This window comes from Pirellulales bacterium (assembly GCA_036499395.1).
Classification (GTDB): Bacteria; Planctomycetota; Planctomycetia; order Pirellulales; family JACPPG01; genus JACPPG01.
Map to the genome: position 1 here is coordinate 151,610 of DASYDW010000100.1, position 24,948 is coordinate 176,557.

General features: G+C 62.7%; 22 protein-coding genes and 1 tRNA gene. 12 read left to right on the forward strand and 11 right to left on the reverse strand.

The genetic code is table 11. From position 1 onward, the window contains the following. Positions 1–2 precede the first annotated feature (2 nt). The 3 genes from VGN12_18775 to VGN12_18785 all read left to right on the forward strand — a co-directional run bounded on the left by VGN12_18775 (position 3) and on the right by VGN12_18785 (position 2,140). Positions 3–677, forward strand: a complete 675-nt coding sequence (locus VGN12_18775; GenBank protein ID HEY4311500.1) for a protein-L-isoaspartate(D-aspartate) O-methyltransferase — start codon at positions 3–5, stop codon at positions 675–677. A 79-nt stretch (positions 678–756) separates the two neighbouring features. Continuing rightward, positions 757–1,158, forward strand: a complete 402-nt coding sequence (locus VGN12_18780) for a hypothetical protein (GenBank protein ID HEY4311501.1) — start codon at positions 757–759, stop codon at positions 1,156–1,158. 46 nt (positions 1,159–1,204) lie between these two features. After that, positions 1,205–2,140 (forward strand): hypothetical protein, encoded by a 936-nt coding sequence (locus VGN12_18785; protein HEY4311502.1) that lies wholly within the window; start codon positions 1,205–1,207, stop codon positions 2,138–2,140. A gap of 231 nt (positions 2,141–2,371) precedes the next feature. Here VGN12_18785 and VGN12_18790 read toward each other — a convergent pair whose 3' ends face one another. Next, positions 2,372–2,809 (reverse strand): hypothetical protein, encoded by a 438-nt coding sequence (locus VGN12_18790; protein ID HEY4311503.1) that lies wholly within the window; start codon positions 2,807–2,809, stop codon positions 2,372–2,374. On the opposite strand from VGN12_18790, the gene VGN12_18795 reads away from it, so the two are divergent. Further along, entirely contained in the window at positions 2,757–5,246 is a 2,490-nt protein-coding gene (locus VGN12_18795) for a trypsin-like peptidase domain-containing protein (GenBank protein ID HEY4311504.1), read from the forward strand. The genes VGN12_18790 and VGN12_18795 overlap by 53 nt on opposite strands. Before the next feature lie 54 nt (positions 5,247–5,300). Here the strand turns inward: VGN12_18795 and VGN12_18800 are convergent, their stop codons facing one another. Next, positions 5,301–6,566, reverse strand: coding sequence for a DUF1501 domain-containing protein (locus VGN12_18800; protein HEY4311505.1), 1,266 nt, complete (start codon positions 6,564–6,566; stop codon positions 5,301–5,303). A gap of 148 nt (positions 6,567–6,714) precedes the next feature. Between VGN12_18800 and VGN12_18805 the strand changes: the two genes are divergently transcribed. Further along, on the forward strand, positions 6,715–7,197 hold the full coding sequence (locus tag VGN12_18805) for a hypothetical protein (GenBank protein ID HEY4311506.1): 483 nt from the start codon (positions 6,715–6,717) through the stop codon (positions 7,195–7,197). A 12-nt stretch (positions 7,198–7,209) separates the two neighbouring features. Here the strand turns inward: VGN12_18805 and VGN12_18810 are convergent, their stop codons facing one another. The 3 genes from VGN12_18810 to VGN12_18820 all read right to left on the reverse strand — a co-directional run bounded on the left by VGN12_18810 (position 7,210) and on the right by VGN12_18820 (position 12,671). Beyond that, entirely contained in the window at positions 7,210–11,151 is a 3,942-nt protein-coding gene (locus tag VGN12_18810) for a dockerin type I domain-containing protein (protein HEY4311507.1), read from the reverse strand. 292 nt (positions 11,152–11,443) lie between these two features. Beyond that, positions 11,444–12,184 carry a DUF1080 domain-containing protein gene (locus VGN12_18815; protein ID HEY4311508.1) on the reverse strand — a complete coding sequence of 247 codons (741 nt, stop codon included), beginning with the start codon at positions 12,182–12,184 and terminating at the stop codon, positions 11,444–11,446. Positions 12,185–12,494: 310 nt separating this feature from the next. Further along, entirely contained in the window at positions 12,495–12,671 is a 177-nt protein-coding gene (locus tag VGN12_18820) for a hypothetical protein (protein HEY4311509.1), read from the reverse strand. A 320-nt stretch (positions 12,672–12,991) separates the two neighbouring features. Between VGN12_18820 and VGN12_18825 the strand changes: the two genes are divergently transcribed. The 3 genes from VGN12_18825 (at position 12,992) to VGN12_18835 (ending at position 15,387) form a co-directional block, all read left to right on the forward strand. Continuing rightward, positions 12,992–13,555 (forward strand): sigma-70 family RNA polymerase sigma factor, encoded by a 564-nt coding sequence (locus tag VGN12_18825; protein ID HEY4311510.1) that lies wholly within the window; start codon positions 12,992–12,994, stop codon positions 13,553–13,555. A gap of 32 nt (positions 13,556–13,587) precedes the next feature. Then, complete coding sequence (locus VGN12_18830; protein HEY4311511.1) at positions 13,588–14,673, forward strand: hypothetical protein; 1,086 nt, start codon at positions 13,588–13,590, stop codon at positions 14,671–14,673. Between the two features lie 258 nt (positions 14,674–14,931). Further along, a complete protein-coding gene (locus tag VGN12_18835; GenBank protein HEY4311512.1) occupies positions 14,932–15,387 on the forward strand; it encodes a hypothetical protein in 456 nt (151 codons plus the stop codon). Between the two features lie 30 nt (positions 15,388–15,417). On the opposite strand, the gene VGN12_18840 is transcribed toward VGN12_18835, so the two are convergent. Beyond that, positions 15,418–16,728: a hypothetical protein gene (locus VGN12_18840; GenBank protein HEY4311513.1), complete on the reverse strand. Its 1,311-nt coding sequence runs from the start codon at positions 16,726–16,728 to the stop codon at positions 15,418–15,420. 191 nt (positions 16,729–16,919) lie between these two features. Between VGN12_18840 and VGN12_18845 the strand changes: the two genes are divergently transcribed. The 4 genes from VGN12_18845 (at position 16,920) to VGN12_18860 (ending at position 18,944) form a co-directional block, all read left to right on the forward strand. Next, a tRNA-Cys gene (locus VGN12_18845) sits at positions 16,920–16,990 on the forward strand. A 116-nt stretch (positions 16,991–17,106) separates the two neighbouring features. Beyond that, a complete protein-coding gene (locus VGN12_18850) occupies positions 17,107–18,069 on the forward strand; it encodes a Gfo/Idh/MocA family oxidoreductase (protein ID HEY4311514.1) in 963 nt (320 codons plus the stop codon). Positions 18,070–18,156: 87 nt separating this feature from the next. Then, positions 18,157–18,495: a divalent-cation tolerance protein CutA gene (gene cutA, locus VGN12_18855; GenBank protein HEY4311515.1), complete on the forward strand. Its 339-nt coding sequence runs from the start codon at positions 18,157–18,159 to the stop codon at positions 18,493–18,495. A 23-nt stretch (positions 18,496–18,518) separates the two neighbouring features. Further along, on the forward strand, positions 18,519–18,944 hold the full coding sequence (locus tag VGN12_18860) for a hypothetical protein (protein ID HEY4311516.1): 426 nt from the start codon (positions 18,519–18,521) through the stop codon (positions 18,942–18,944). A gap of 72 nt (positions 18,945–19,016) precedes the next feature. On the opposite strand, the gene VGN12_18865 is transcribed toward VGN12_18860, so the two are convergent. From VGN12_18865 to VGN12_18885, 5 genes are all read right to left on the reverse strand, one after another. Then, positions 19,017–20,309 (reverse strand): hydroxyacid-oxoacid transhydrogenase, encoded by a 1,293-nt coding sequence (locus VGN12_18865; protein HEY4311517.1) that lies wholly within the window; start codon positions 20,307–20,309, stop codon positions 19,017–19,019. Between the two features lie 136 nt (positions 20,310–20,445). Beyond that, on the reverse strand, positions 20,446–21,843 hold the full coding sequence (locus tag VGN12_18870; protein HEY4311518.1) for a sigma-54 dependent transcriptional regulator: 1,398 nt from the start codon (positions 21,841–21,843) through the stop codon (positions 20,446–20,448). Next, positions 21,840–23,294, reverse strand: a complete 1,455-nt coding sequence (locus VGN12_18875) for a HAMP domain-containing sensor histidine kinase (GenBank protein HEY4311519.1) — start codon at positions 23,292–23,294, stop codon at positions 21,840–21,842. Before VGN12_18875 ends, VGN12_18870 begins: the two co-directional genes overlap by 4 nt. A 395-nt stretch (positions 23,295–23,689) precedes the next feature. Then, a protein-coding gene (locus tag VGN12_18880; protein HEY4311520.1) for an IS5 family transposase occupies positions 23,690–24,507 on the reverse strand; the annotation gives its coding sequence in 2 pieces (ribosomal slippage) (positions 23,690–24,162 and positions 24,162–24,507; 819 coding nt in all). Between the two features lie 222 nt (positions 24,508–24,729). After that, positions 24,730–24,948, reverse strand: a 219-nt coding sequence (locus VGN12_18885; protein ID HEY4311521.1) for a hypothetical protein, incomplete at its 5' end; no start/stop codon positions are given.

Sequence of the window (24,948 nt, forward strand, 5' to 3'; positions counted from 1 at the left end):
TCATGGAATCGTCGGCCGAAGTGGAACTGGCCCGCCTGCGCATGGTGCGCGAGCAATTGCAGCGCCACGGGATCAGCGATCGTCGGGTCCTGGAGGCGATGGGGCGTGTGCCGCGCGAGCGGTTTGTCGATGTTCCCCAGCCGCAGGACGCGTACGCCGACCGCGCGCTTCCTATCGAGTGCGGTCAGACGATCAGCCAGCCGGTGATCGTGGCCATGATGACCGAAGCCTTGCGGTTGCGCGGTGACGAAACAGTGCTTGATATCGGTACCGGCAGCGGCTATCAGACGGCGATCCTAGCCGAACTGGCCGCGCGGGTCGTCTCGATCGAGATTCATGCCGAGCTGTCAGCCCGGGCCGGGCGCGTGTTGACCGAGCTGGGCTATCAGAACGTAAAGCTGGTCGTCGGAGACGGAACGTTGGGATGGGCGGAGGAAGCGCCCTATCGCGCCATCCTGGTGGCGGCGGCCACGGCCGTATGCCCGCCGGCGCTGATCGACCAATTGGCCGACGGGGGGACGCTGGTCATCCCCCTGGGCGGACCGACGAGCCAGGTGCTGGAACGCCTGGAATTGGTCGGCGGCAAACTGCGCCGGACGTCGCTGACGAACTGCCGATTCGTGCCGCTCCTGGGCGGGCCTGGAACAGCGCGCGACTCTCGCCGGTCTGAGGAGTAATGCAACACGAACTGGCATGCGCGCAGCGTGTCAGCTAGATTCTGCCCAGCCGTACGAATGGTCGACCGGGGCCGGATGAATGACTCGAGGCGCAACAGCGATTCGTTATCTGCTCAGCAGTTGCTTTTCTCGCCGCGCTGTTTTGCTGGCGACCGCTGCGTTGGCGCCGGCGATCGCATTTCCGTTTCTTCGCGCGCAGTGGCAGAATCGCGCCGTTAACGAAGCGCTGAACGCACTTCGAGCGCGTGGCGAGCCTGTCACGGCGGCTGATCTCGACGCGATTTACGAGCGGCCGGTCGCGCAGGCCAACACCACCGATCTGTACGCGTGCGACGAAAAGGTTTGGGCGATCGAAGTCACGGCTGCCGCGCAAAAGTTGGAAATCGTCGATCAGGAATTGGTGCTGCCACGGCTCGCCGAGCCGTGGCAGCGGTCAACGGGATGCCGAAGCATTCCTTGCGGCGATTGCCTCTTACCGTGAACGATGGCACGAAGCCTCTCGTCTCGGCGGCGCGGCCCGATACGCGGTGCGGTTCGAGGACGGGCTGAATGCCTTGATCCCTCACGTCTCTCAGGTGTCGGAGATTGCGAACTACCTGATTCTCGAGGCGTACGATTTCGCACGGCTCGATGACTTCACGGCCGCAACGGGTTCGTTGGTGGCCGCATTACGTACGGTGAATTCTTTGGGGACCGAACCGCTCCTAGCCTCGCAACTTCTTAGAACAGTTGCACATCAGAGGATCGTGCGAGCGATCTCTTTGATGGTCGCGGACGGAAATTTTTCGTCGGCGGATCTCGCCTCTTTGCAATCCGAACTGGAACAAACCGATTTTCACGAAGGGACGAAGCTCGCACTGTGGGGCGAGCGGGTTGTCGCCATCGAGGCTATCCGGGATCCGCTAAACATGGATCCGCAGCGCGGTTCAAAAAACGGGGTGCTTGCTCGCGCCGAAGATTTTCTGGTGAGTTTTGATACCCCCCCAAGGATGTTGAAGTATTTGCCTTTTAGCGAACATGGCATTGCTACGGCCACGTTGCCGCTGGCGGAGGGCCTGCAAATCATCGGCGATATGCCTCGAATACAGGGCAGCTTTCCGGACGACCCAGTGTTGCAACTCTTTGCAAACCCAGACCCCGCACTGGCCGCGATTCGAGCCGAGGCACGCGCGACGATTGTGAATCAGTTGGGGATCGTGGCCGTCGCCCTGGCTCGTTATCGGCTTGAGCACAAATCGCTGCCGGCCACACTAGACAACCTTGTGCCAACGTACCTGGCCGATGGGCCGATTGACCCTGCCATGCAACGGCCATTTCTTTATACGATCGATGACCGTGAACTGATGCTCGGCAGTTTGTGGCGCGATCCCGATGCCACGGTGGATCCAATTTCAGGGGGTGACGCGAAGTGCGTCTTGCGGTGGGAAATCACTAGTCCCGATCGCGTGTCGGAGGGGCCGTGAGGATCGGCGGCAGATACTCGTCGGCGCTGTAGTAGATCGCTAATTGTTACACACGAAAGTATTTGCCCGGCGGTCCTAGACGCATTACACTCGATGCCACTGGTGGCACCGTGGGTTGCGGTGTCCGCGCGAGGCCATTGATTCCGGTCGGCCTGAGGGGCGTGACATGTCGGACGCGAGTTCCGATTCGCAAGAGGCGTTCGTTCCTTTCGCGATCCGCTGCCCAAGCTGTCAGCAACGCATCGGCATCAAGAAGGCCGAGTGGGTGGGGCGGCGCGTCGCCTGTCCGCATTGCAAGGAACCGGTGCGGGTGCAGGCGCCTGCGACCGGCACTTTGCCCGCGGCACGCCCAAGTTCGGCAGCCCCCCCAACGTCGAAGTCGCGGCCAGCATCAACCGAGACGCCATCGACGCGTCCACCCTCGGCGCGGCCACGACCGGCCGACGCCCCGGTTGGCAAACCGGCATCGTCGCCAAAATCTTCGCAATCGTCCGGTGCGCGACCTTCGCGCCCGGTGGCTGGCCCGCCGCGAGCGCCGGTGGTCGACTTATCGGCGTCATTCGAAAGTCCGCTTGCGCCGCGCCCTACGCCCTCGCAGACGGTACCGCAGTCGCCGATGCATTCGAAGTTGACGCTTCCCTTGATTCTGGGGGGCGTCGGTGTCTGCATGGGGCTGTTGATCGCCGTGTTGTTTGTCGTCTTGAATCGAACCAGCCAGCCGACGCAGATCGCGGCGACGGCACCACCGACTCCGCTGGTTGGTCAGTCTGTGGGCGCGCAGGTCGTTAGCCCAGTACCTGCCGCTGTACCCGCGGTTATTCAACCGGCCGCGCAGCCAATCGCGCAACCGGTGCAGCAGTCAGCTTCTCAGAACGCCAGCCCAACGACTAACGCGTCGATTCCTGAAACGGCAGCCGGCAATGCGCCGTCACAAGCGACACCCGAGACGAACACCACGCAGGCGCCCCCCGGAGATTTTGTCGCTGTACCTCAGAACGGATATCCTCCCGGCGCTGTGCCACCAAACGGGATGCCACCGAATGGAATGCCACCCGGGGCGATGCCGCCGGGCATGCCGATGAATGGTATGCGACCGGGGATGCCGATGGGGGGAAGGCACGCAATGCGTCCGGGATCGATGCGCCCTGGCATGCCGCCCGGAATGGGGCAGCCTGGTAGTGGTCAGCCGGGACAGCCGGGGGCCACACAACCTGGTGCTGCGTCGGGACAACCCGGTGCCGCGCCCGCGCAGCCCACATCGCCTGGGAACGGCAGCGCTAACGATGACTCTCGTTCATTGGCCAAGGGGGGAACGCGCGAGATCATCGATCGCGTGGGGGGTGGGATCGTGCTGATTAACGTTTTTGATGCCACGGGCCGCAAAGAGGCGTTTGGCAGTGGTTTCCTGATTGATGCCAGCGGCCGCGTGCTGACCAATCACCACGTGATCGAGCACGCGACCAAGGCCACGGCTCAGTTCAAAGACGGCAGCGAATGTGATATCGACGGCTATTATCTGGCCGATGCGAAGCACGATTTGGCCGTCGTACACCTCAAAAATCCGCCCAATCCGCTCACGGTCCTTACGCTTGCTCACGGCGCTGATCCGCAGCAGGGAGACGACGTCGTCGCGATCGGCCATCCCAAGGGCTATGCCTTTACGGTGACGACAGGCATTGTCAGCGCGATTCGCGGCTACGAGGATATTCCGGACGGCATTCGCGAATTCGCGGACCTAGCCGAGGATGGCCGCTGGATACAGACCACGGCGCCGATCACGCACGGCAATAGTGGCGGTCCGCTGTTGAATGCGCGAGGCGAAGTGATCGGCGTGAACTCGTGGATCATGCACGAGGAAGGGAATCTGGCGTTTGCCTGTCACATCAGCGTCATCGACCAATGTCTGCCGCAGCAGACGTCGGAGTTGAAGCCACTCCCGGCGCCGGGGGGTAAGCCGGCTGTCAATTCTCTGGTCGGCGACGTGCTGAAAGGGTTCACGGACGAATACGTGAAGTACGTCAAGAGCATGCGCAGCGCCGGGAGTGAAGTGGAGCGGGGCAGGGCCAAAGCGCATAGCCCGGTCGTTGCTTATATGCAGAAGCTGCTTACCTTGGCCGATCAACATCGCAAGGACAAGATTGCGCTCGAAGCGCTGGCTTCGGCCTGTGAGTTATCGACCCTCGATAAACCGCATGCCGGACAGATCCTGAAGACGGTTGAATCGCGTTTGCTCGAAGACCACGTCGAAGACGAAAAGCTAGGTGACGTGGCGATCCTGTTAATTAAGAGTGAACCGGCCGACGTGAAGGATTTTCTGACCAAGCTCAGTTCGCAAAGCCCCCATCGCGAAGTCAAAGGGATTGCCACGCTGGCGCTCGTTGCGCATCAGGTTGATGGTCTCACGGGCGTCGACAAATCGGCCGAGGCCAAGGTCGTAACGCTGCTCAAGCGACTCAACAGTCAATACGCCGATGTGCCGATCGGTGACAAAACGATCGGTGACATCGCCGATCCCATGCTGTTTGAGGTTGAGCATCTGATCGTCGGTAAGAAGGCCCAGGAAATTAAAGGGAAGGACTTCGACGGCCACGGTGCCAAGCTGAGCGATTTCCGCGGCAACGTCGTAGTTCTTGATTTCTACACCGATGCCTTCGAAAAGGCCCGCGAGCTTTATGCGCATCACCAGGAGTTCTTGAGGATCTACAAGAACGATCCCTTTCGAATCCTGGGGATCAACGTCGATCCGCTGGAGAAAGGACGCACCACGGTCTCGCTGAAAAAGGTGACTTGGCCGTGCATCTGGGACGGGCCGAAGGGACCGATCAGCACCCGCTGGAATGTGCAGGTCTGCCCATCCAATTACGTGATCGATGCCAAGGGGATCATCCGCTATCGCAATCTGTACGGCGAGGATTTGTTGCGCGCCGTGGAAGTGCTGCTGACGGAAATGAATCCCAGTCGGCCGCCGCTGCAGGTGACGCCACAGGTCGTTAAAACCGCGCCGACGAAAAGCTCGTCAACGAGCCGCTCGCGATCGAGCCACATCAGCCCCAGCACACGCGGGCCGCGCAGCCGCATTCCGCGTCCTTCGCAGGGGCAGAATTGAGCCTGTACGCGCGGCGCCCGGCGATATTGTGAAGTTACCGTCGAGTTCGCGCCGTTAGATCAAGCCTGGCACCGGATCGCGCTGGTCGAGCAGGTAAGTCGGTCGGCCATTGTGATCGGGGATCGTTAGCGCCGGGTCGATGCCCAGGTGCTGATACAGGCTGGTCAACACGTGGCTGGAATTCATCGACAGGCCGACGGGGGACTCGCCGCGCCGATCGGTCTCGCCGATGATCTGTCCCTTCTGGAATTTGCCGCCGGCCAAGAGTGCAAAGCCGGCGCGCGGCCAATGGTCCCGGCCGGCCGTGGCATTGACGCGCGGCGTGCGGCCGAACTCGCCCCACACCACCACGGCTACATCGCGCGATAGTCCGCGCTCGTCGAGATCGGTCACCAGCGCATGGACGCCTTGATCCAATCGTGGCAACAGGCGGCGCATGGAATTGAAATTGTCGCTGTGCGTATCCCAGCCGCCAACGACCAGCGTCACGACCGAGATGCCCGATTCGACCAGGCGGCGGGCACGCAGGAAATCTTCGTTTTCCTTGCCGTATTTTTCGCGCACCACGGTGGGTTCTTGCTCGACGTCGAAGGCCTCGCGGCTTTTGCTCGAGGCGACCATGTCGAGTGCCCGCACCGTGTAGGTATCCAGGCCGGCGAGTGCGCCGCGATAATCGACATCGCGGCGAATCGTGTCGAGACTACCGAGCAATTGCTTGCGGTTGCGCAACCGGTCGAGCGAGATGCCCGCGGTCAGGCTGAGATCATCCAGGCCGGGCCCGCTGGTGACGAACGGGCGGTGCGCGGTGCCGCAATACGCGGGGTTTTCCGAAAGGGGCTGATTCATCAAGCTGACGTACGGCGGCAAACCATCCTGGCGCCCCTTCAAGTAACTGACCACCGAGCCGAATGCCGGACGATTGACGCGCTCGGGAAATCCGGTCCACAACGAGTGCGCGCTATGCTCTTCGACGAAGTGCAAACCGCGCAAGATGGCCAGCCGATCCATGATCTGCGCCTGGCGTGGCATCAGCTCGCAGCAGTCCATGCCGGGGACGTTGCTGGCGATCGGCTGGAACTCGCCGCGGAATTCGGCCGGGGCGCGCGGCTTCATGTCGTACATGTCCAGGTGCGACGGTCCGCCATGCAAGAAGACCATGATCACGCTCTTGCCTGGCGCGGGCCCTGCCGCCGCCGCGGCCTGCCGGCGGAGCAGGTCAGCCATTGTGAGTCCGCCGACCGAGAGCGCGCCGACGCGGAGAAAATCGCGCCGCGAGATACCGTCGCAGAATCGCCGCCGTCGTCCAAAAAAGGTCAACATGGCCGGCCTCCCTCGCCTGTGATTCCGACGTCGGGCTCCCGTCATCTCAGAAGCACATCAAAAGGCTTCTGTTTGGCGAACCCGTTCGTCGCGCGTTTTTGTGTACGCCGCTTACGAATTCTGACGTCGCGCATTGTAGCGGGCTGGCATGCATCAGTGCAAATTTATGAATGGCCGGTGGGAACGAATTGCCTACCCGGGTCGTCTAATAGGCGATTGCGTTGCGATCCGCGACGGCCGGCTTCTATGTAGCAGGACTAAAAGCAATATGCACAATTCACGCAGGAAGATGACGCATTGGTTCCGCTTTTCCATGCTCGACTGCGTCGTCCTCATTGCTTTACTGGCGCCATTGTGGCGCGTCTGCGCCGAGTGGCCGGTCACTCAATGGGAACAAACAGCGATTGGAGTTGGACTTACGGCGCATGGTTGCGAGCCGATGATGGCGATGGTCGCCGAGCAACTCGCTCCGACGCAGATCGAGATGATTCGTCGAGGTTTCGTCGGAACGATCGGCATTCTGGCGCTGTGGATAATCGCCTGGTTCGCGCTCTGCCGTATCAATCAGCGAGGCTCTCAGTCGAGCTTGCCCCCTGCGCACGCTAAAAACGATTCGCGCCTGACACTCTAGTGAACGAATCATCTAACCGCGGCCCGTTCGTCGCGCGGCTAACAGTGCGTCGAGAATGTCCTCGTCGAGCGACCAGTAATGCGCGTCTTCGAATGCCGAGAGAGTATCCCGTTTACCACCTGAAGTGGCGGGCGACTGGCCGGTAGCGCGACTGGGCACCACATTGAATAGTGCGGTCGCTTTTATAGGGATTGCCGTAGAAAGTGCGCCATCAACACTTGCCGCAATGGGATTTGGTCCGCTGGCGTTTGCGATGTACGAGGCCAGATGTTCAGCAGTGGGCGTGGTCACAAGAGCCGGCGTCGACGCGGGCAGCGCGACGGTGATGGTGTTCGTCGTCGCAGTCGGCGCGTTTACTGAGATCGCTTCGATGCTTGTGGACGCGACCGGCGTGATCTCTGAATCAGAATTGACTGCTGTTGCCGTCACGACAGACCGTAACGGGGGTTCCACGACCGTGGCGGCTGGAAGCGCGCCACTCGCAATGCCGCTTGTTGTTGCGACCGGACCCACAACGCTTGCGATCGGCACTGGTGGGGTGACCGTGGCGTTCGATGTGACTTGTGCCGCGCCGCTGGCTGGCAGCGTCGCGAGCCAGCGCGAGGAAATCAGTGCCAGGTCCTGTGCGTTGACGATACCATCGGCGTTGACGTCGGCGCTGCTGCTGGTGTGCAGCCAGTTTGACGAGATCAGTGCCAGATCCTGAGCGTTGATGATGCCGTCCTGATTGGCATCTCCGCTCAGCACGTTGAAGGCGAAATTGAAGTCGCCCCCGCTGACGCCGTTGCCTGAGGGGTAGGTGTGGCTGCCGCTCGTCCATTCGCCATCGAGCGGATTGCCATGTGCATCCGTCACGGCCGCGGGGCCGGTCGAATGCAGCAGAATATTCAGACGATCAGAACTGAGTGGATGAGCGAGCGTCCAGGTCGCAGTGAAGGTCGACGCGTTGTAGCTGAACCCTGAAGTCGCGTACTCGCCGTTGAGCCCTGATAGTTCGAGGCTCGCCTGCGTGACCGTTACGTTCGCAGTAAAGACGATCTCGATTTGATTGATGTTGGGCCAGGGCAGAGGATTGAGTTCTTTCAAGCCCGCCGGAACGATGGCGCCATTGCCGTGGCCGCGCCAACTGGTGCCGTTGACGAGGACCTGCGCTACCTGCGGCGCTGCAACCACGTCGAACGCGCCGGACATTGTCGTGCCGAGTCCGGCCATCGTGACATTCAGCGTGTACCCCGTGCCCGGCTTAGAAAGTGACAGGCCCGTGAATGTGGCGACGCCGTGTACGGCGGTGAGGGTGAGCGTGCCCGAGAGGGTCGCGCCGCTGGGATTGTTTCCAAGCATGATCGTAATCTGCCCGCTATAGGTCGGGTCGACATCTCCGCTTGAATTCACGGCGTCAACTTCGACCGTGAAGGGGCCGTTTGTCGAGACCGCGCCCGACGGTGTCGTCGCGGCCGTGCCGTGCGTGGCGGGCGATGATGTCGTGACGCTGCCGCCGGCAACGTAGATGCCGCTGCCATTGGCCGCGCCATTGCTGCCATCGAGACCCAGGCCTGTGCGCGAGCCGTCCGATCCCTCGTCGCCATCTTCACCGTCGCCGCCGTCGTTTCCATCGTCGCCAGGCTCAGTGCTGAGGCCTCCCGCACCACCGTGGCCGCCGTCTCCCTTGTCGCCGGCCTTGCCTGCTTCGCCGCCGACGGCAAAGGGCGCTCCTACTCCACCTGCGCCGGCATTCACATTGCCGCTGTAGACGGTGCCAGCGCCGATGCTGAGTTGTCCGCCGGCTAGATAGATACTTCCGCCTTGGGCTTTCCCGCCACCACCACCGCCGCCGCTGATGCCGGCCTGTCCTCCGTCGCCACCACCGCCGCCGTTTCCGCCCTTTCCACCGTCACCGCCGTCGCCGCCGGACCCGTCGTAGTTTCCATAGTAGAAAGTGGAACCAGCGGTGCCGCCATCGCCCCCCGATCCTCCGCCGCCACCATCACCGCCTCCTCCTCCATCACCGCCGCCGCCGCCGAGCGCACCCGCGCCGGCCTGCCCACCATAGACTGAGTTGTCTTGCATTTGGACGTTGTTCAACGTCACGCTGCCGGCGGCAATCGCAAGCGCGCCTCCTTGAGCATCGCCACCGAAACCGCCTGCGCCGCCATGTCCGCCGTCACCGCCGCCGCCACCGTCGGCGCCATCCGATCCGTCGCCGCCACTGCCTCCTTTACCACCGTCGGCGTTGTCGGCGCTGGTGTTATCTTCGCCGCCGAAACCGCCGTGACCGCCGGGAGCTCCTTCGCCGCCACCACCGCCGTCGGCTCCGGCGCCTCCTTCACCTCCTTCGCCTCCCGTGCCCCCCTGGCCCGCGCGCGCCGGGTTGCCCAATATTGCCGCGTCGGTCATGACGAACGTTCCGCCGGCGACATATAAGCCGGCACCTGCTGCGCGACCGCCGTTGCCGCCGGTGCCACCATCGCCCGCGTCTCCACCATCGCCGCCGCTGGCGGCGCCGGCCGCGTCGCCGCCGTCTCCGCCATCACCGCCGTCACCGTTGCCGCTGCTGGTGGAGATGAAGCCGCCCATTTCCCCGCCAGCACCTCCTTCTCCGCCGCCGCCGCCACTGCCGCCTGCGCCGCCGCCACCGCCATCTCCGCCTGCTCCGGCATCGCCTGCGGCGCCGCCCCACGCGAAGTTCACATTGATGCCGCCGGATTGCATCGCCACGTTGCCTGACGCGACATAGAGTCCGCCGCCGAGTGCATTTCCACCGTCGCCGCCATCACCACCGTCGGCACCCTTGGCTCCCTTACCACCCTGCGCGCCCGAGGCACCTTTTCCGCCCGAGCCGCCACTGCCGCCCGAGCCGGCATCGAAGGGGCCGCTGCCGTCGCCTCCCATGAGGATGTTCTTCGGTCCGCCCAGGCCGCCGTGCCCGCCGGCTCCGCCGTCACCTCCTGCACCACCTCCGCCGCCCGCGCCGCCGTCGAGAGGTGAACTACCGGCGCCGTCGCCACCATGACCACCGGAACCAGCGAAGGTAGAATTGAAAACGATCGTCGTGTCTTGCAGGCTGAGCTGACCACTGGCGACGTAGATACCACCGCCATTGGCATTGCCGCCGTGACCGCCATCGCCCCCTTTGCCAGCGGCGCGCGTGGCGTTGGCTCCCGAAGTGCCCGACTGGCCATCACCACCGGCATCGCCGTTGCCGCCGGGGATCGTGTGAACGTCGGAATGATCTTCACCGGGCGCGCCGACGTCGCCGCCTGAACCTTGCGCACCTGCCTGCGCGGTGTTGCCGAGGAAACCGCCGATGCCACCCTCGCCGCCGCTTCCCCCTTGGGTGAAATTGTCGTGAACGTTGGAATTGTTCTTGAGCGTAAGCACGCCGCCGGCCAGGTAGATCGCGCCGCCGCTGGCGTTTTGCCCATCGTGTCCATTTTGTCCATCAATGGCGCCGGGCGCGCCGGCCGAGCCAGCGGCGCCTATCGCGCGGTTACTGCCCATCGAGACGCCACTGAGCGTGACCTGCCCACCATCGATCAGCAGCCCGCCGCCGATGGCTGCCGTGCCGCCGGCTTGACCGGCGTCGGAGGCGAGTCCGTTATTCAGGGCCAGGTTCTTGATCGCGACGGTCATCGTGGTGGCCGAGCCTTCGATCTCCATGACGCGCGTGGCACCGGCGCCGTCGATCTTGGTCTGGTCGGGCCCGGCGCCGACGATGCTCAACGTCTTAACCTGCGACGTCGTGTTCTGAATCAACAGCTCGCCTGTGGCGGCGCTTAGGGTATAGCTGCCGGCGGCCAGGTGGATCGTGTTCGAAGCGTCGCCGTTGGTATTGGCGGTGTTAATGTCGGCGATCAAGCTGCCGACGTTATTGGCGCTGAAGACGGCCAGCAGGCGGCGCGCTTCGAGGGGCTCAAAACCGATCGAGCGCGAGGTGCCACCAAAGCGAGGCTTCACGCGCTGGTGAGATCGTTTGGGAAATGGCATGCCGTCGCGCCCCTCTGGTTGTTCGTTATCCCAAACGCTTTGTAACGGTGTCTTACCGTCTTACTGCATGAGAAGTTCTCTAAGGAATCGCCCCGGCGATTTCCAGGATGGTAGGAGTAAGCCCTCCCTATTGCAAGAAAACTTCGGCCACCTGGGGGGCAGAGCGCGCGAGCATTCTACGCAGCGCGTCGCGCGCGACTGGCAGTGCGGAGCTTGGCTATTGGGATCTACCGCGCGCCACGTGAGATGAGCAGACGGTCGACTAAAGCTCGCGGATCCAAAGGTTGCGGAAGCGGACCGGATTGCCGTGAAACTGGATCGACAACGGCAGCTTCGGCTCGTGCGCGGTGTACTTCGGCGGGGCGTCCCAGGCCGAGGCGCCTTCGACCTGGAAGTGATTCAGGATCAGCACACCGTTTTGCAGGGCCGTGATGAAGGCGGGCTTGGTCAGATTGCCCGACGCGTCGAACTTCGGAGCCTCGAAGATGATGTCGTACGATTGCCACTCGCCCGGCTTGCGGCAGACGTTCACCAGCGGCGGTGTCTGCTTGTAAACCGAGCCACACTGGCCGTCGAAGTAGGTTTTGTTGTCGTACGAATCGAGGATCTGCACCTCGTAGTTCCCCTGCAGATAGACGCCGCTGTTGCCGCGTCCCTGGCCTGATCCGGTGACGACCGAGGGTTCAGCCCATTCGACGTGCAACTGGCAATCGCCGAAAGGTTGCTTGGTGGTGATGCCGCCCCCCTTGGCCGTGGCGACGCCGTCGGCGATTTCCCACTTATCGCCCCCCTCCCAGGCTGTGAGATCCTTTCCGCCGAAGAGCACGATCGCATCGGCCGGCGGACCACCGACCGAGCCCGGCTCGACAATCTTCGGTTCAGGCCAAACTTTGCCACTGATGTATTCCTTGGCCTTTAAGGCGCCAGTGACTGTGACGAGCGCCAACAGGGCGACGACTGCCAGGGGTTTCTTCAGGCGGCGAAATGTGAACCGATCGGTCATGGCTGTGGGTCCTTATCTGCGTAGGCCAGGGGCGTGAAGTCTGGTGGGGGCGGGAAAATCGGTTGGGCGGGAATGCCGGGACAATTTTCGGCTGCCGGCAAGGCGGTCGTCAAGCACCCGGGTGACGTGTCGCCCAACCGTAGTCGCAGAAACCGACCGTTCAGTTAAGGAATCGCAATTGAGGGAGCGCAATAAAAAGGGGAGAGGTCGCCTGTCGGGCGGACCTCTCCCCGTGGATTCTTGCCGTTGCCATGCAAACGGCATTCTCCGAAATCAAATCCAGCCGTTTCCGGCTGGCGATTTTACCTGACTACTTAGGGGCTTCGGCCGGAGCCTCGGTCTTCGGAGCCTCGGCGGCGGGGGTTTCAGCCGGCGCGGCGGTTTCAGCGGCCTTCGGCGCTTCGGTCTTCTTCTTGGCCGGTTCGCAGCCTACGACCGCCGAACCGAGTGCTGCCACCAACAGTGCCAAAATACCCAGCTTCTTCATTGTTCTACCTTTCGTTCATTCGTAATTACGGATTTTTGCGTCGAGCGCGCGACGTGCGGCCCGTCTGTCGCTTCCGCCTATTAGCGAGTAGATGCGCAAGTAGTGGGCGTTTATTCCCGTTTCGCTACAATGAAATGAGAATTCTCTTTCGGTGGGGACGCAGCGTGGCGGCTCTGCGATCCCGATTCCACGATTTCCTGCATCCACTTTCCGACGCTTCGTGCTGTGGAAGCGCGCGACGAGGGAGAGATGTTTATGGAAATCGGGGCGGCGCGCGGGAATAAACGAGGCTCGAAACGGGTCTGTCGAAGGGGTGAGTCATGGCGGATGGCCCAGTGGTGCTGGAAATCGCAAGGCTGGTCGTGGATCACCATGCGGACGTCTACCGGTACGCGTACCGTCTGGCGGGTTCGGTCGCGGATGCCGAGGACTTGACGCAGCAGACGTTTCTGGCGGCGCAGGTCAAGCTCGCGCAATTGCGTTCGAGCGAGACGGCCCGCGCGTGGTTGTTCACGATCCTGCGTAATTGCTACTTGAAGTCGCGGCGGCGTCGAGCCCCGCAAACAGCGGCCAGCGTGGAATTGAACGTCAACGAGATTCCGGCCGCAGGCGCGGTCGAAAGCGCCGTCGATCGAGAGCGATTGCAGGCGGCACTCGACGCGCTAGCGGATGAATTCAAGTTGGTGTTGTTGATGTTCTATTTCGAGGAGTGTTCGTATCGCGACATCGCCGAGCGGTTGGGTATCCCGCTGGGGACTGTGATGAGCCGGCTGTCGCGGGCCAAGGGGCAACTGCGGGGGCGCTTGTTCGAGTTGGAGTTGCAGGCCGCGGGAAGCCGCGGCCCAGAGCCGGAACGCGTGCCGGTCTCGCGCGAGACGACGTAAGCCACGGCTAAAGTTGCCGATCGAGTAGACACATGGAAGATAAACGGACCGTGGACCAGCAAACCTCGGAATGGATTGACGCCGTGCGCCCGGCTAGCGACGACATGTCGCAGCCGGAGTTCGCTCCGCTCGCGGAACGGAGTCGACGTGACGCGCGCGTGCGTAGCACGCTGCAGCGCAGCCAGCGATTGGACGCCACGATCGGCGATGTCATGCAGGATTTGCCGGTGCCTGCCGGTTCGGTCGAGAGATTGTTAGGGGCGCTGGAAGCGGCCGCTAGAAAGCGCATCGCGGCGATCGGCAGCGGCGCTACGGGAGACAGCGGCGTCAGCGAGCTTCCGCCCCTTTCGGTTCCAGACGGCACATCGACCGACAAGATTTCCGCGGGCGGTGCTTCTGGGGACAGTGCTCCTCGAAGAGGGAAATCTTCCGAGCGATTACCCGCCGATGCCGAAGGGCGGAACACGAGCGCCGAGGAAGTCGTGTTCGAGGATAGCGAGCGCCCTGCGAAAGAAGGTCGTGCGTTTCCTAAACGCTCGCGGGCCGGACTGGGCGCGCTGGCCGCGGTTTGTCTCGTCGCGGTGATCGGCTGGCTGGTTTATCCCTCGTCGGCCCATTTGCTAGGGCCCGACGAGATTCTCACCCGCGTTTCTTTGTTGAACGTCAACGAGGACGCGATCGATCAGCAACCGGTGAATCTCGAAAAGCCGCCGACGGGCTACGCGCCTTGGAAGTCGTTGGCCGTACAGCCGACGTCGTGGCGGCGTGTGAAGGACTTCCTGGGACGGCGCGGCGTGGCTTATCAGTTGCGCAGTGCGAAAGCCCGGGCCACGTTGTACGTCATTGATGCGGACGCGGGGTACGAGGCGCTTCAAATTGGCGAGCTGCTGTCGCAGCCTCCGGACGAGCCGTATCCGCCGACCGGCGGCAAGGCGATGTCCGTATGGCGCAGCGGCAAGCTAGTCTATGTGCTGGTCGTCAGCGGTGGCGCGGCGGAGTACAAGTCGTTCATAACGGCCGGCGGACAGCTAGCACGCGCCGGTGCCAGCAGCGTCCGGAGGGACGCTCTGTTTTCCGAAGTACCGCTGCGACTGACAAACGCGGACAAATCCAGCTAAACCCGCAAGCCTCCGGCGGTCGAACAGACTTGCAGGGGGCGTCCTAGCGTTCCCTGCCTTTGGCGCACCAGCGCGACCCGCCGCCTGTGCGCTTCGTTTCGCGACGACCATGACCCAGGCACCGCGCGATGCGCCGGCCGTTCGCCCTGCGAGGGGCCCAGGCTGCGCATCGATCCTTCACAGGCGCGGTGCGGTCGTGCGCGAAGCCCGGCGGCGCGGGCACACATCAAGCTCGATTTCCATCGAGGAGCGATTGGCATGAAGATTCGTTTAGCAGCGATCGTGGCATTCGCTCTGCTGGCGCCGGCCGCGGCCCGTGCGCAGGACCCGGACTCACGGCCGCATCCGGAACCGCGCCCGCTGCGCACGAAAGCCACGACGGCCGATCAGGAATTCTCGCTCGGTCAATTGACGCCGACGTCCGAGATGTGGCTCTATCAGCAGTCGCTGCGCCGTTATAGCGATCCGCAGGCGGCCGTGCGGCGGCGCGCCGAATTCGAGGCGGATCAACGCCAGGCACGATTGGCCGCGCAGCGCTGGTTCGGATATTCGAATTCGCGTCCGACCGTCAGCCCGACGCCGTTCACCGGCAATTATTCGCCGATGTGGACATCGAACTCTCCGTACAGCACCGAGTGGCGCGGAGTGAACTCGGCGACGATCGTCGTGCCGATGGCACCGTCCCGATCGACGGCGGCATACGGATTGTGGTAAGCGGCTGGCAAAGAAACGCTGGCTGCCGACCTACTTCTTTTCGGCGTTGCAGATCGGTCCGGCGCTCGTGGCTGGACTGGTGGCGGCGTTGAACGCTTGCACCGTGTCGTCCAGTTCGCCGTCGAGTGTGCCGGTTTCGCGATGCACCTGAGCGAGCGATGTATCCGGACCACGATAATTCTGGTCCAGGAAATACGCGTACATCACGGCCATCGAGTCCTGATCCTCGGCCGTGGTGTTGTTGTAGATGCTGACCAACTCGTACTCGTGATCCCGGTAGACCGGGATTCCCGCGGCGCTTGTGAAGTATTCGACGTCCGCCACGCCGATCCCCTCGGACACATTGCGGACGTGGCTTTTGAACAAGCTCTGGTCAGCCGTCACGTCGCGCAATTCGAGCGATTCGGCGAATGGGTGGATGTGTACCGCGAGGAAGTGCAGCGTGGTGTCGAACGGCAGGGCCATCATCTTCGTGACCCGGGTGTGATTCTCTTCGCGCCCCGGTTTGATGATCCAATGCGTCGAGAATCGCTGCCCGAGCGTGTCGCTGTGTTCATAGCCGGTGACGGCCGTCATGCCCGGGACGCAGCACGATAGGCACGGGCCGTGCGCTGCGTGGAGGAGTTCTGCCGCGGTGCTAGTTTCTTTTTGGTCGGGAACCAGCCCGCGCCCTTCGAGCGAAACCATGCCCATCAGGGCCCGCTCGTACAGCGGTTTCATCGCGCCGCTTGCGGCATCATTGCGGACGAAGCTGATATCAACCTTGTGCCGGACGTCGAAGGCGCGGTCCTTGACGTTCAGATTGATGACCTGAGTCGACAGGTCGATGATCTCGTTGGACATGACGGGAATGCCGAATCCCGGCGGAAACTGCACCGACAGTTGTCCCTGTGATAGCGTGAACAGGCGCCCGTCGAGCGGCGTCGTGGACTGGAACAGGTCGTTGTGCCAGTCGCCGTCGAAATCGAAGTTCGTGTGACACATGAACTGCTCGGGCATTGGCGTCACGCCATCTGCGGCAACCATCTGCACGCTACTGCCGGTGATCCAGACCAATTCCGGCTTGGTAGCATCGAGCGATCGCAATTGGCGACTACTCCACGGACCGGTCATCGACTTGTAGATGCGGTCGACGTGATAGATGGGCGAGATGGCTTGCAGCCCCGCGGCAGTCGGCGTGACTTGCCCTTCGTCAGGCACCGGCCCCTCGGCAAGTTCTGGGGACACGGCATCGTGCGCGGCCGCGGCCTGGGGCGCCCGCGAGCAGCCGGCGAGCGACGCCAGGCCGAGGGCGACGCCCAGCCAAAGTACGAGTTGCAGACGGGGACAATCTTGATTCATTTCACGCCTGTTCCGAAACCGGGTGAACCTGCTACGACCCATTGTAGTCTGGCTTAAGGCGGGAACTACGCGCCGGTGGCGTGGGAAACAGGGCAGAGTTTGTCGGACAGAATTTGTTACTCGGAAGTTAAGCCGCACGCCACGGACAACCGATCTAACCCTACGTCCAGTTCAGCGATGAACGACACCATGAGGCTGGAGCCAGACGGCCCGGCAACCGGCTGCAACCCGGTTTAAGTGGGTTCGACTCCCACCGGCCTCTTTGAGATCACGCGTGCCCGGCAGATTCAATCGCCAGCGTGTCTGACACGCGGCCGTCGTTCGGGACCACCCTTCCGCCTGCTTCACAATCGCGGAAGGCTTGCTAAATTCTGGGTCATGACAAGACCTTTGAATTTCGGCATTCTTGGCTGTGCCCGGATCGTTCGCCGGGCCATTGCTGCCGCGCTTGATGCGGCTCCCTCGGCGAAGCTCGCGGCGATTGCCAGTCGCGATCAACAAACCGCACGGGCCTGGGCCGACGAGTACCACATTCCGACGGTGCATGATTCGTACGCGGCGCTGATCGCGGATCCGGCGATCGACGCGGTCTATATTCCGCTCCCCAACGAGCTGCACAAGCCGTGGGTGTTGGCCGCGGCGCAGGCCGGTAAGCATGTGCTGTGCGAGAAGCCGTTGGCGCTCGACGTCGCCGAGGCACAGGAGATGGTCGACGGTTGCCGGCGGCACGGCGTGATCTTGCACGAGGCGTTCATGTGGCGCCACCAGTCGCGCGTGGCGCACGCCCGCAAGATGCTGGCTGGTGGTCAACTGGGCGAGTTGCGTCTGGTGAAGATGGATTTTTCGTTCGACATCGATCGCACCGATTGGCGGCTCGATCCGCAGCGAGCGGGGGGCGCGATTTTCGATATTGGTTGCTATGGCATCAACGCCGCGAGGTTATTCACTGGCTCCGAGCCGGTCGAGATTCATGCTCATGCGCAGCGCTACACGTCGGGCGTGGACATGACGCTGGCGATGCAGCTTCGGTTTCCGCACGGGGTCGTGGCGCTGCTGGATTGCAGCTTCGAATGCCCTTATCGCAATCGAATCGAAATCGTGGGCACGGCCGGTGCTTTGGAACTGCCGGAAGGGGTGCTGCCGCCGCCGGAGACTGAGCTTGTCTATCGGCACGGTGAAGCGACCGATACGATCCGCTTTCCGGTCAGCGACCAGTACGTGGGACAGATCGAATGTTTTTGCGCCAGTGTCGCGGCCGGTCGATTGCTCGAACCGGCCGAAGACGGTCTGGCGAACATGAAGGTCATCGATGCCGTGCGGCGGGCCGCGGGATTGTGTTAATCGATCGTGCCCTCTGAGCAGCAATTCAAACCCTTCGCCGATGCGGGTGAAAGGGTAGGATGAGAGGGAAGCGTCCCCGAGGTTTCCATGCTCGACTTCCTGCAAATTGTCACGACGACCGCGACCAAGGACGAAGCTCAGCGGATTGCCGCGGCGCTTGTCGAGCGCCGCTTGGCAGGCTGTGTGCAAGTGCTGGGGCCCATCACCAGTACCTTTCGTTGGGAAGGGCGCATTCAAACATCCGACGAGTGGCAGTGCGTGGCGAAGACGCGCCACGGGCTGTACGAACTCGTGGAAAAAGCGATTCGCGAATTACATACTTATGACGTGCCCGAGATTCTGGCGACGCCGGTCGTCGCGGGGAGCCAGGCGTATCTCGACTGGTTGAGCGGCGAAATTCTCCCTCCGGCCACCGACCACGAATAACGGCAGAGCAGGGGGGGGCGCGGATGTACAAGTTTCATATCACACTGCACGCTCGCCCCGTCGAAGCTAAACCGGCCGCCTCGATCGAGATCGCCGGGCGAACGATTGTCACGCTCGCGGTGCCGCAAGAGGCGCTCTCGACCTGCTTTCGCGTGACGTTCGAAGAGGCGTCGGCCGCGCTCGCACAATTGCCGCGTCTGTTCATCGAGCCTGATGGCTCGTTCGTGTGGGTATCGTCGTCGGCTAACAACGCGTGGCAGTTGGACGGCGTGTTGTACGATCGTGACGAGCGGCTGCTGTTTGTCGATGTCAAAGGATCGTGCCCACCCGAGGCGTTCGATCAATTCTTGACCGCGCTGTCTTGGCCGGAAACCGACGTGATGATGCAATTGACGCGCGAGGCGGTTTTTGTCGACGAGCCAACGTTCCGGGCCTTTGCTGCGGAATGATTTCTTGTAGGGTGCTCTTTGAGCACCATGAACGACACACGGTCAATGCGGTGCCCACAGGGCACCCTACGTCTACCAAATCTTCAGCGAGGCTTCGAAGAGCTTCGCCAGGTCGTCTTCGCCGGCCGGGCGTGGTGAGAGCTTGGTCACGCGATGTTGCATCACGGCCCCCTTGGCGAGCGCGGGGATATCGGCCGACGTGAAACCGATCGCGGCGAGGCCGTTTGGGAGTTGCAATTCGCGCATCAGCTCGACGAGCCGATCGGCCAAGACTTCGCCTGCGTCTGCGCCTTTGACGCCCGAGACGGGTGCACCGAGGACTTCGGCGGCGCGCAAGTGACGCTCGGGCGAAGCCGGACCGGTAAAGCGGAAGACGGCCGGCGCGGTGAGAATCACCGAGATGCCGTGCGGCACCAGGGCATGATCGTCCGGATATCCCGGCGGGTGATAATCGCGCACCATGCCACTGACGGGATACGACATGCCGTGACACAGATGCACACCGGCATTGCCAAAACCCATGCCCGCATAGCTGCTGGCCAGCAGCATGTTCCACCGTGCTTCTTCATCATCTGCGCCATTGCAAGCGCGTGGCAGGTAGCGGGATGTCAGTTCCAAAGCGCGCAGCGACCAGATATCGCTGACCGGATTCGCCCCTTGGTAGGCGGGCCGCAAGTTGGGGCGTTCGGGACGTGGGCGGCTGTCAAACGGAATGGCGGTGAAGCTTTCCAACGCATGGCATAACACGTCCAGCCCGCACGAGGCGGCCACCAGCGGCGGCTGTGTGCGGGTGTTGTCGGGGTCGACGATGCCGAGCGTCGGCTTCAGCCGCCGGTGGGCGATGCCGGCCTTGGCGTGGGTGGCCTGCAGGTCGAAGATCGCAACACCCGTCGTTTCGCTGCCGGTGCCGGCGGTGGTGGGAATCGCGATGAGCGGCTTCAGCGGACCGGGCACGGGCCGCGCGCGACCGATCGGCGCGTTGACGTAGGTCAGCAATTCCGCGGGATAAGTGGCGTACAGATTCGCGGCCTTGGCGGTGTCGATCGTCGATCCACCGCCGACGGCGACGAACGCGTCGAAATCGCCGGCCGTGGCCAGGCTGATCGCCTCTTGAAACGATTCATCGGTGGGCTCGACGCGAACGCGGTCGAACAAGTCGAACTGAATCCGCTCGCGCTCGAGCGATTCGCACACCTTGGCCACCGGCGGCAGCCGGGCCATGCGCGCGTCGGTCATGACTAGCACGCGGCGCGCCTGCATATCTGTCAGGTCCATGCCGACCTCGGCCGTGGCTCCTGTGCCGAAGCGCAGGTTGCTGGTAGCCATCTCGAAGATGACATCGTGATCGTGATACGTGTCGGTCACGCGGCGTGAACTCCCATGCGATCAGCGAGAAACGAAGACCTGCCCAAGAGAAACCTTAGCCCACGGGGACGCCGCGGCGGAGTGGGGGCTGTGTGATGATTTCCGCCCTCGTCAACATACGCGAACCAGGCACGACTCAATCGTTGCTGACGCCGAAGTGTTCGAGCTTTTTGCGCAGCGTGGCGCGGTGCAAGCCCAGGCTGCGGGCGGCCGACATACGCTGGCCGTGATGCGTCCGCATGGCGACCTCCAACAAGGGTGGTTCAACCAGTTCAAGCAACCGCTCGTACAGATCTTCGATTCCTTGCGAATCGCGATACTGTTGCTCGGCCCAGCGTCGGATCAGGCTGGTGATCGTGCCGACATCGGACTGCGGATTGTCGAGATCGAGTGCTGAGGGGAAATACTCGGGGCCGATTGCGTTGCCGCGCGCCAGGATCACGGCGTGCTCGACGGCGTTGCGCAGTTCGCGCACGTTGCCGGGCCAGGGGCGGCGGCATAGCTCTTCGATCGCGGCCTCGGTGAATCGCGCCTTGGCATCGTGCGGCTGGCTGGCGGCGAGGAAGCGCTCAGCCAACAGCGGAATATCTTCCACGCGGTCGCGCAACGGGGGGAGCGGAATCTCGAAGACGGCCAACCGGAAATAAAGGTCTTCGCGGAAATTACCGCGGACGATTTCGCTGCGCAAGTCGCGGTTGGTGGCCGCGATGACACGGAACTTGCTCGCCCGCGCTTCGGTCGCGCCGACCGGTGTGACCTCGTCTTGCTCGAGCACGCGCAACAGCTTGACTTGCACGTTGGCGGGAATGTCGCCCGCCTCGTCGAAAAACACCGTTCCGCCGTCGGCCAACTCGAGCAGTCCTTGCCGATCGCCCGCGGCGCCTGTGAACGCGCCGCGGGCATGGCCGAACAATTCACTTTCGACCAACGTCGGGCTGAGCGCCGCGAGATTCACGGGCACCAGCGGCGATGCTGCACGCAACGAATGGCGTTGAATCGCTCGCGCCACGAGTTCCTTGCCGGTGCCGCTCTCGCCGGTGATCAGGACCGAAGCGTCGGTGCGCGCGACCAGGGCGATGCGTTTGAAGACTTCTTGCATTGCCGGGCTGCGACCGAGCAGTTCATCCTCGATGGCCGCTGGCGCATTGGCCGCTGCCACCGGTGCGACTTCGATCGGTCGCGCCATGGCGCGCGCGACGACGGCCGAAGCCTGGTCCAGATCGAACGGCTTGACGAGATAATCAAACGCTCCGTGCCCAAGCGCGCGAACGGCCGTGGCCAGGCTGCCGAAGGCGGTCATGATCACGATCGGCAGGTCCGGCATCAGACGCCGCAGACGATCGAGCGCTTCGAGCCCGTCCATGCCGGGAAGGCGGATGTCGAGCATCATCAAATGCGGCGCATCGCGGCCGACTTGCTCGAAAGCCTCTTCGGCCGACGAAGCCACGGTCACGCGATGACCGCTTTCGGTCAGCAGCCGACGCAAGGCCCAGCAGATGCTTTCTTCGTCATCGACGATCAGGATATGACTCATGATGAACTCGTGCGATTGAGGGAGGTTCCCGCGGGCACGTCACGCATGATGGTCCCCGCGGGGGCAGGGGGCGGCGGTTGGTCGCCGGCCGGCAACAGAAGTTCGAAACAGGTTGCGCTTTCGGTGCGCGTGTAACGTAAGTGGCCGCCATGCCCTTCGACCACCTGGCGGGCGACGGCCAGGCCGAGGCCGACCCCTTCGGGCTTTGTGGTTTGAAAAGCTTCGCCAATACGTTGAGAGACTTCGGGCGCCAAGCCCGGGCCATTGTCGAGCACGCGCAGACGCACGTTCGCGGCGTCGGCCAGGATTTCGACCCGCACCCAGCCCTCTTTGCCGATCGCCTCGAGCGCGTTGAGCATCAGGTTCATCAAAGCCTGACGCAACTGATCGCGATCGGCATCAAGCGCCAAGGGAGCACTCGGCACGGCGCACGCCAACTCAACGCGATGGTGCTGTGCTGTGGGCATCAACAATGCCACGAGCTCTGCCACCAACTCGCGAGGATCGAACACGGCGCGACGTGGACGCTCGGGTTGGCCGGCCGCGAGGAAACGCTTCAAATGGTCTTCGATCAATCGCAACTGCCGCAGCGCGACGTCCAAGCTTTCTTGATCTGCCGTGTGGCAATTGCGGCGGTGCATCTGTACGGCCATCAGCGCGCCGGTCACGTCATTTCTTAGATGGTGTGCCAGGCCGCCGCTGAGTCGGCCCAGGACCGACAATCGCTCAGACCGCGCAATGGCCCGCCGCAGTTCATCGAGCTGGCGGGCGAGTTCGTTGACGCTGATTGCGACGTCCCGCACCTCGTCATTGCGCGCGGGGATGGGCAACGGGCGGAAATCTCCTTCGGCCAGACGACCGACCTGCGTGCGAACCTCGACCAGCGGCAAACTGAGCTTGCGAGCAATCCAACTCGCCACGGCCACACACAGAACCAGTGCCACGCCGCCCACGACCAGCGGAGGGAGCGCGGCTTGCCGGCGTAATTCGCGCAGCTCGCGCTCGGGATAGAGGACGTGCAGCAGGCTTGTGGTCTCGGAAACCGAACGGCGGTTGGCCCGCAATGCGACGTGAAAAAATCGCTCGTTGCCAAGAGTGATGATCGGGCCGAGCCGCAAGTCCTGCCACTGGTTGATCACCAGTTCGGCCGGGGGGAGTTGGGCAAAGTCGATACCGCTTTTGGTCAGGGCATTCGTGGCGACCCGCGTGCCGGCCGTGTCAAAGAGGATGAACTCGGCGCCCGACAGCCCGTGCATCTGTTCGAGCACATTGGCCGTTACGGGAAAGGTCGAGGTCAGATAGGTACGAGCGACACTGCGTAACTGCTCTTCAATCTGCCGCTGCGAACGGGCGGCCGCCCAATAGGCGTTCAGCAAACTGACGCTGAGCACCGCCGCCAACATCATTCCGGCAAACGGCAGCAGAATCTGGTAACGGATGGGCCAACGCATGCCGGAGATGCTTTTTTAGGGTCGGGATCGTCTCCCGTCATGATAGGAGGGGGGGGCGGGTTGTTCAACTCTGGGGGCGGGGGGCTGGCGGCCGACAGAGGGCAGTGGAGGAAATGCAGAGGGCGGAATGGGGAATGCGGGAGCGCGGAGCGCGGAATGCGAAGTGATGAGTGATGAACGGGAAAGGCGTTTTCGCCCGGCGATTCAAAGATGGGGGGCAAACACACTATCCCGCAGCGCCAGCGAGGGTTTTCTTCCGGCCTGAGGTACGGTGCGTCTGTGACGCACCTTCTTTTTTATTGATCCGCAGATTGCGCCGATTTTCGCAGATTAGAAGCCAGAGATCAGAAGAATGGTGTGTCGAGGACACACCCTACAAGTACTTAGAAGCTGTTTCAAAACGTGGTTTTCAATTGGGCACAACGATTTGCGCAGAGGATTGCTGCGGCCAACTCATGAAAGGCTTGGAAGTGCGTTCCGTATCGTTCGTAGCACAGCTTCAGTCTTCGGAAGTTGCCAAACCAGCTGAGTGTGCGCTCGACGACGTAGCGCGTCTTCCCGAGACCGCTGCCGTGGGGACGCGATTTTCCGAGCGGCGTCAGGATCGGTTTGATCCCCAGCCATTTCACGAGGTCAGCCAGCGCCGCCGAACCGTATCCGGCATCACCTTGCAAGGCCCTGGGCTTGGTGCGTGGTCGGCCTCGTGGCCCAGCTATGGGGGGCATATTGACCAGCAACGGCAGCGCGACCTGGTCGTCGCGGGTATTGGCCGGCGTGGTCTTGACCACCAGAGGAATGCCCGCCGCATCGGTCAGCACATGCCGCTTACAGCCGGCTTTCGCACGGTCCGTCGGGTTCGGCCCCGTGTGCGCCCCCCAAAAACTGCGCGGACGCTGGCGCTGTCGATCACGGCCCGTTCGAGATTGATCGCGCCGGCGTGGCCCAGTTGTCCCAGCAGCATCGTGTGCAGCTTCGACCAGACTTCCAGTTCGGTCCATTCTGCAAACCGACGCCAGCAAGTACTGCCACTGCCGCAATTCATTTCGGTCGGTAGCGATTGCCACGGAATCCCAGTCCTGAGCACAAACACGATGCCCGTCAGCGTCTGGCGATTCGTCACCCGCGGTCGTCCGCCCAAGAGCGACGGCTCGGGTTCCGGTGGCAATAGTGGTTCGATCTGCGCCCACAGTTCATCCGACACTAGCTCTGCCATGCGTAGGCCTCCTTGCTATACGCGACGGCGGGATACTACTGAATTAACTCCGGTTTTGAAATAGCTTCTTAGAAAATCCGGCCACGAAAAACGCGAAAAGGCACCAAGAGAAAGTTAGGGAACTGTGCCTAGAGAATTCTCTGCGGCCTCGGTGAACTCTGTGGCGGGAATCTTCTGGCCCGGAAGGGAAAGAGGGGGCGGCTGACAGTCGGCTGGGGCCGTTTAGAAACGGAGAAAGCGGAACGCAAGCTCAATGAAAAAGATGAGCGCGCGCGGAAAGGCCACGGGAATATGAAAAAGATTTGGGCGCTGCCGCCGTGGGTCGGGTTGAGCTTCCGGAAAGTCCTTTGAGGGGTTAGAGGAATGAAGTTTTGGAGTCGCCTGACCCACGGCAGCTTGATCTGCGCCTCGGGATGATTTTGGAGCTCGCCGCTCGCCGAC

Coding starts and splice junctions, on each gene's coding strand:
- cutA (HEY4311515.1), top strand. CDS start 18,157: ATGCTCGACTTCCTGCAAATTGTCACGACGACCGCGACCAAGGACGAA.
- VGN12_18775 (HEY4311500.1), top strand. CDS start 3: ATGGAATCGTCGGCCGAAGTGGAACTGGCCCGCCTGCGCATGGTGCGC.
- VGN12_18860 (HEY4311516.1), top strand. CDS start 18,519: ATGTACAAGTTTCATATCACACTGCACGCTCGCCCCGTCGAAGCTAAA.
- VGN12_18780 (HEY4311501.1), top strand. CDS start 757: ATGACTCGAGGCGCAACAGCGATTCGTTATCTGCTCAGCAGTTGCTTT.
- VGN12_18835 (HEY4311512.1), top strand. CDS start 14,932: ATGAAGATTCGTTTAGCAGCGATCGTGGCATTCGCTCTGCTGGCGCCG.
- VGN12_18820 (HEY4311509.1), bottom strand. CDS start 12,671: ATGAAGAAGCTGGGTATTTTGGCACTGTTGGTGGCAGCACTCGGTTCG.
- VGN12_18790 (HEY4311503.1), bottom strand. CDS start 2,809: ATGCAGACACCGACGCCCCCCAGAATCAAGGGAAGCGTCAACTTCGAA.
- VGN12_18795 (HEY4311504.1), top strand. CDS start 2,757: ATGCATTCGAAGTTGACGCTTCCCTTGATTCTGGGGGGCGTCGGTGTC.
- VGN12_18850 (HEY4311514.1), top strand. CDS start 17,107: ATGACAAGACCTTTGAATTTCGGCATTCTTGGCTGTGCCCGGATCGTT.
- VGN12_18825 (HEY4311510.1), top strand. CDS start 12,992: ATGGCGGATGGCCCAGTGGTGCTGGAAATCGCAAGGCTGGTCGTGGAT.
- VGN12_18815 (HEY4311508.1), bottom strand. CDS start 12,184: ATGACCGATCGGTTCACATTTCGCCGCCTGAAGAAACCCCTGGCAGTC.
- VGN12_18840 (HEY4311513.1), bottom strand. CDS start 16,728: ATGAATCAAGATTGTCCCCGTCTGCAACTCGTACTTTGGCTGGGCGTC.
- VGN12_18800 (HEY4311505.1), bottom strand. CDS start 6,566: ATGTTGACCTTTTTTGGACGACGGCGGCGATTCTGCGACGGTATCTCG.
- VGN12_18805 (HEY4311506.1), top strand. CDS start 6,715: ATGCATCAGTGCAAATTTATGAATGGCCGGTGGGAACGAATTGCCTAC.
- VGN12_18875 (HEY4311519.1), bottom strand. CDS start 23,294: ATGCGTTGGCCCATCCGTTACCAGATTCTGCTGCCGTTTGCCGGAATG.
- VGN12_18830 (HEY4311511.1), top strand. CDS start 13,588: ATGGAAGATAAACGGACCGTGGACCAGCAAACCTCGGAATGGATTGAC.
- VGN12_18870 (HEY4311518.1), bottom strand. CDS start 21,843: ATGAGTCATATCCTGATCGTCGATGACGAAGAAAGCATCTGCTGGGCC.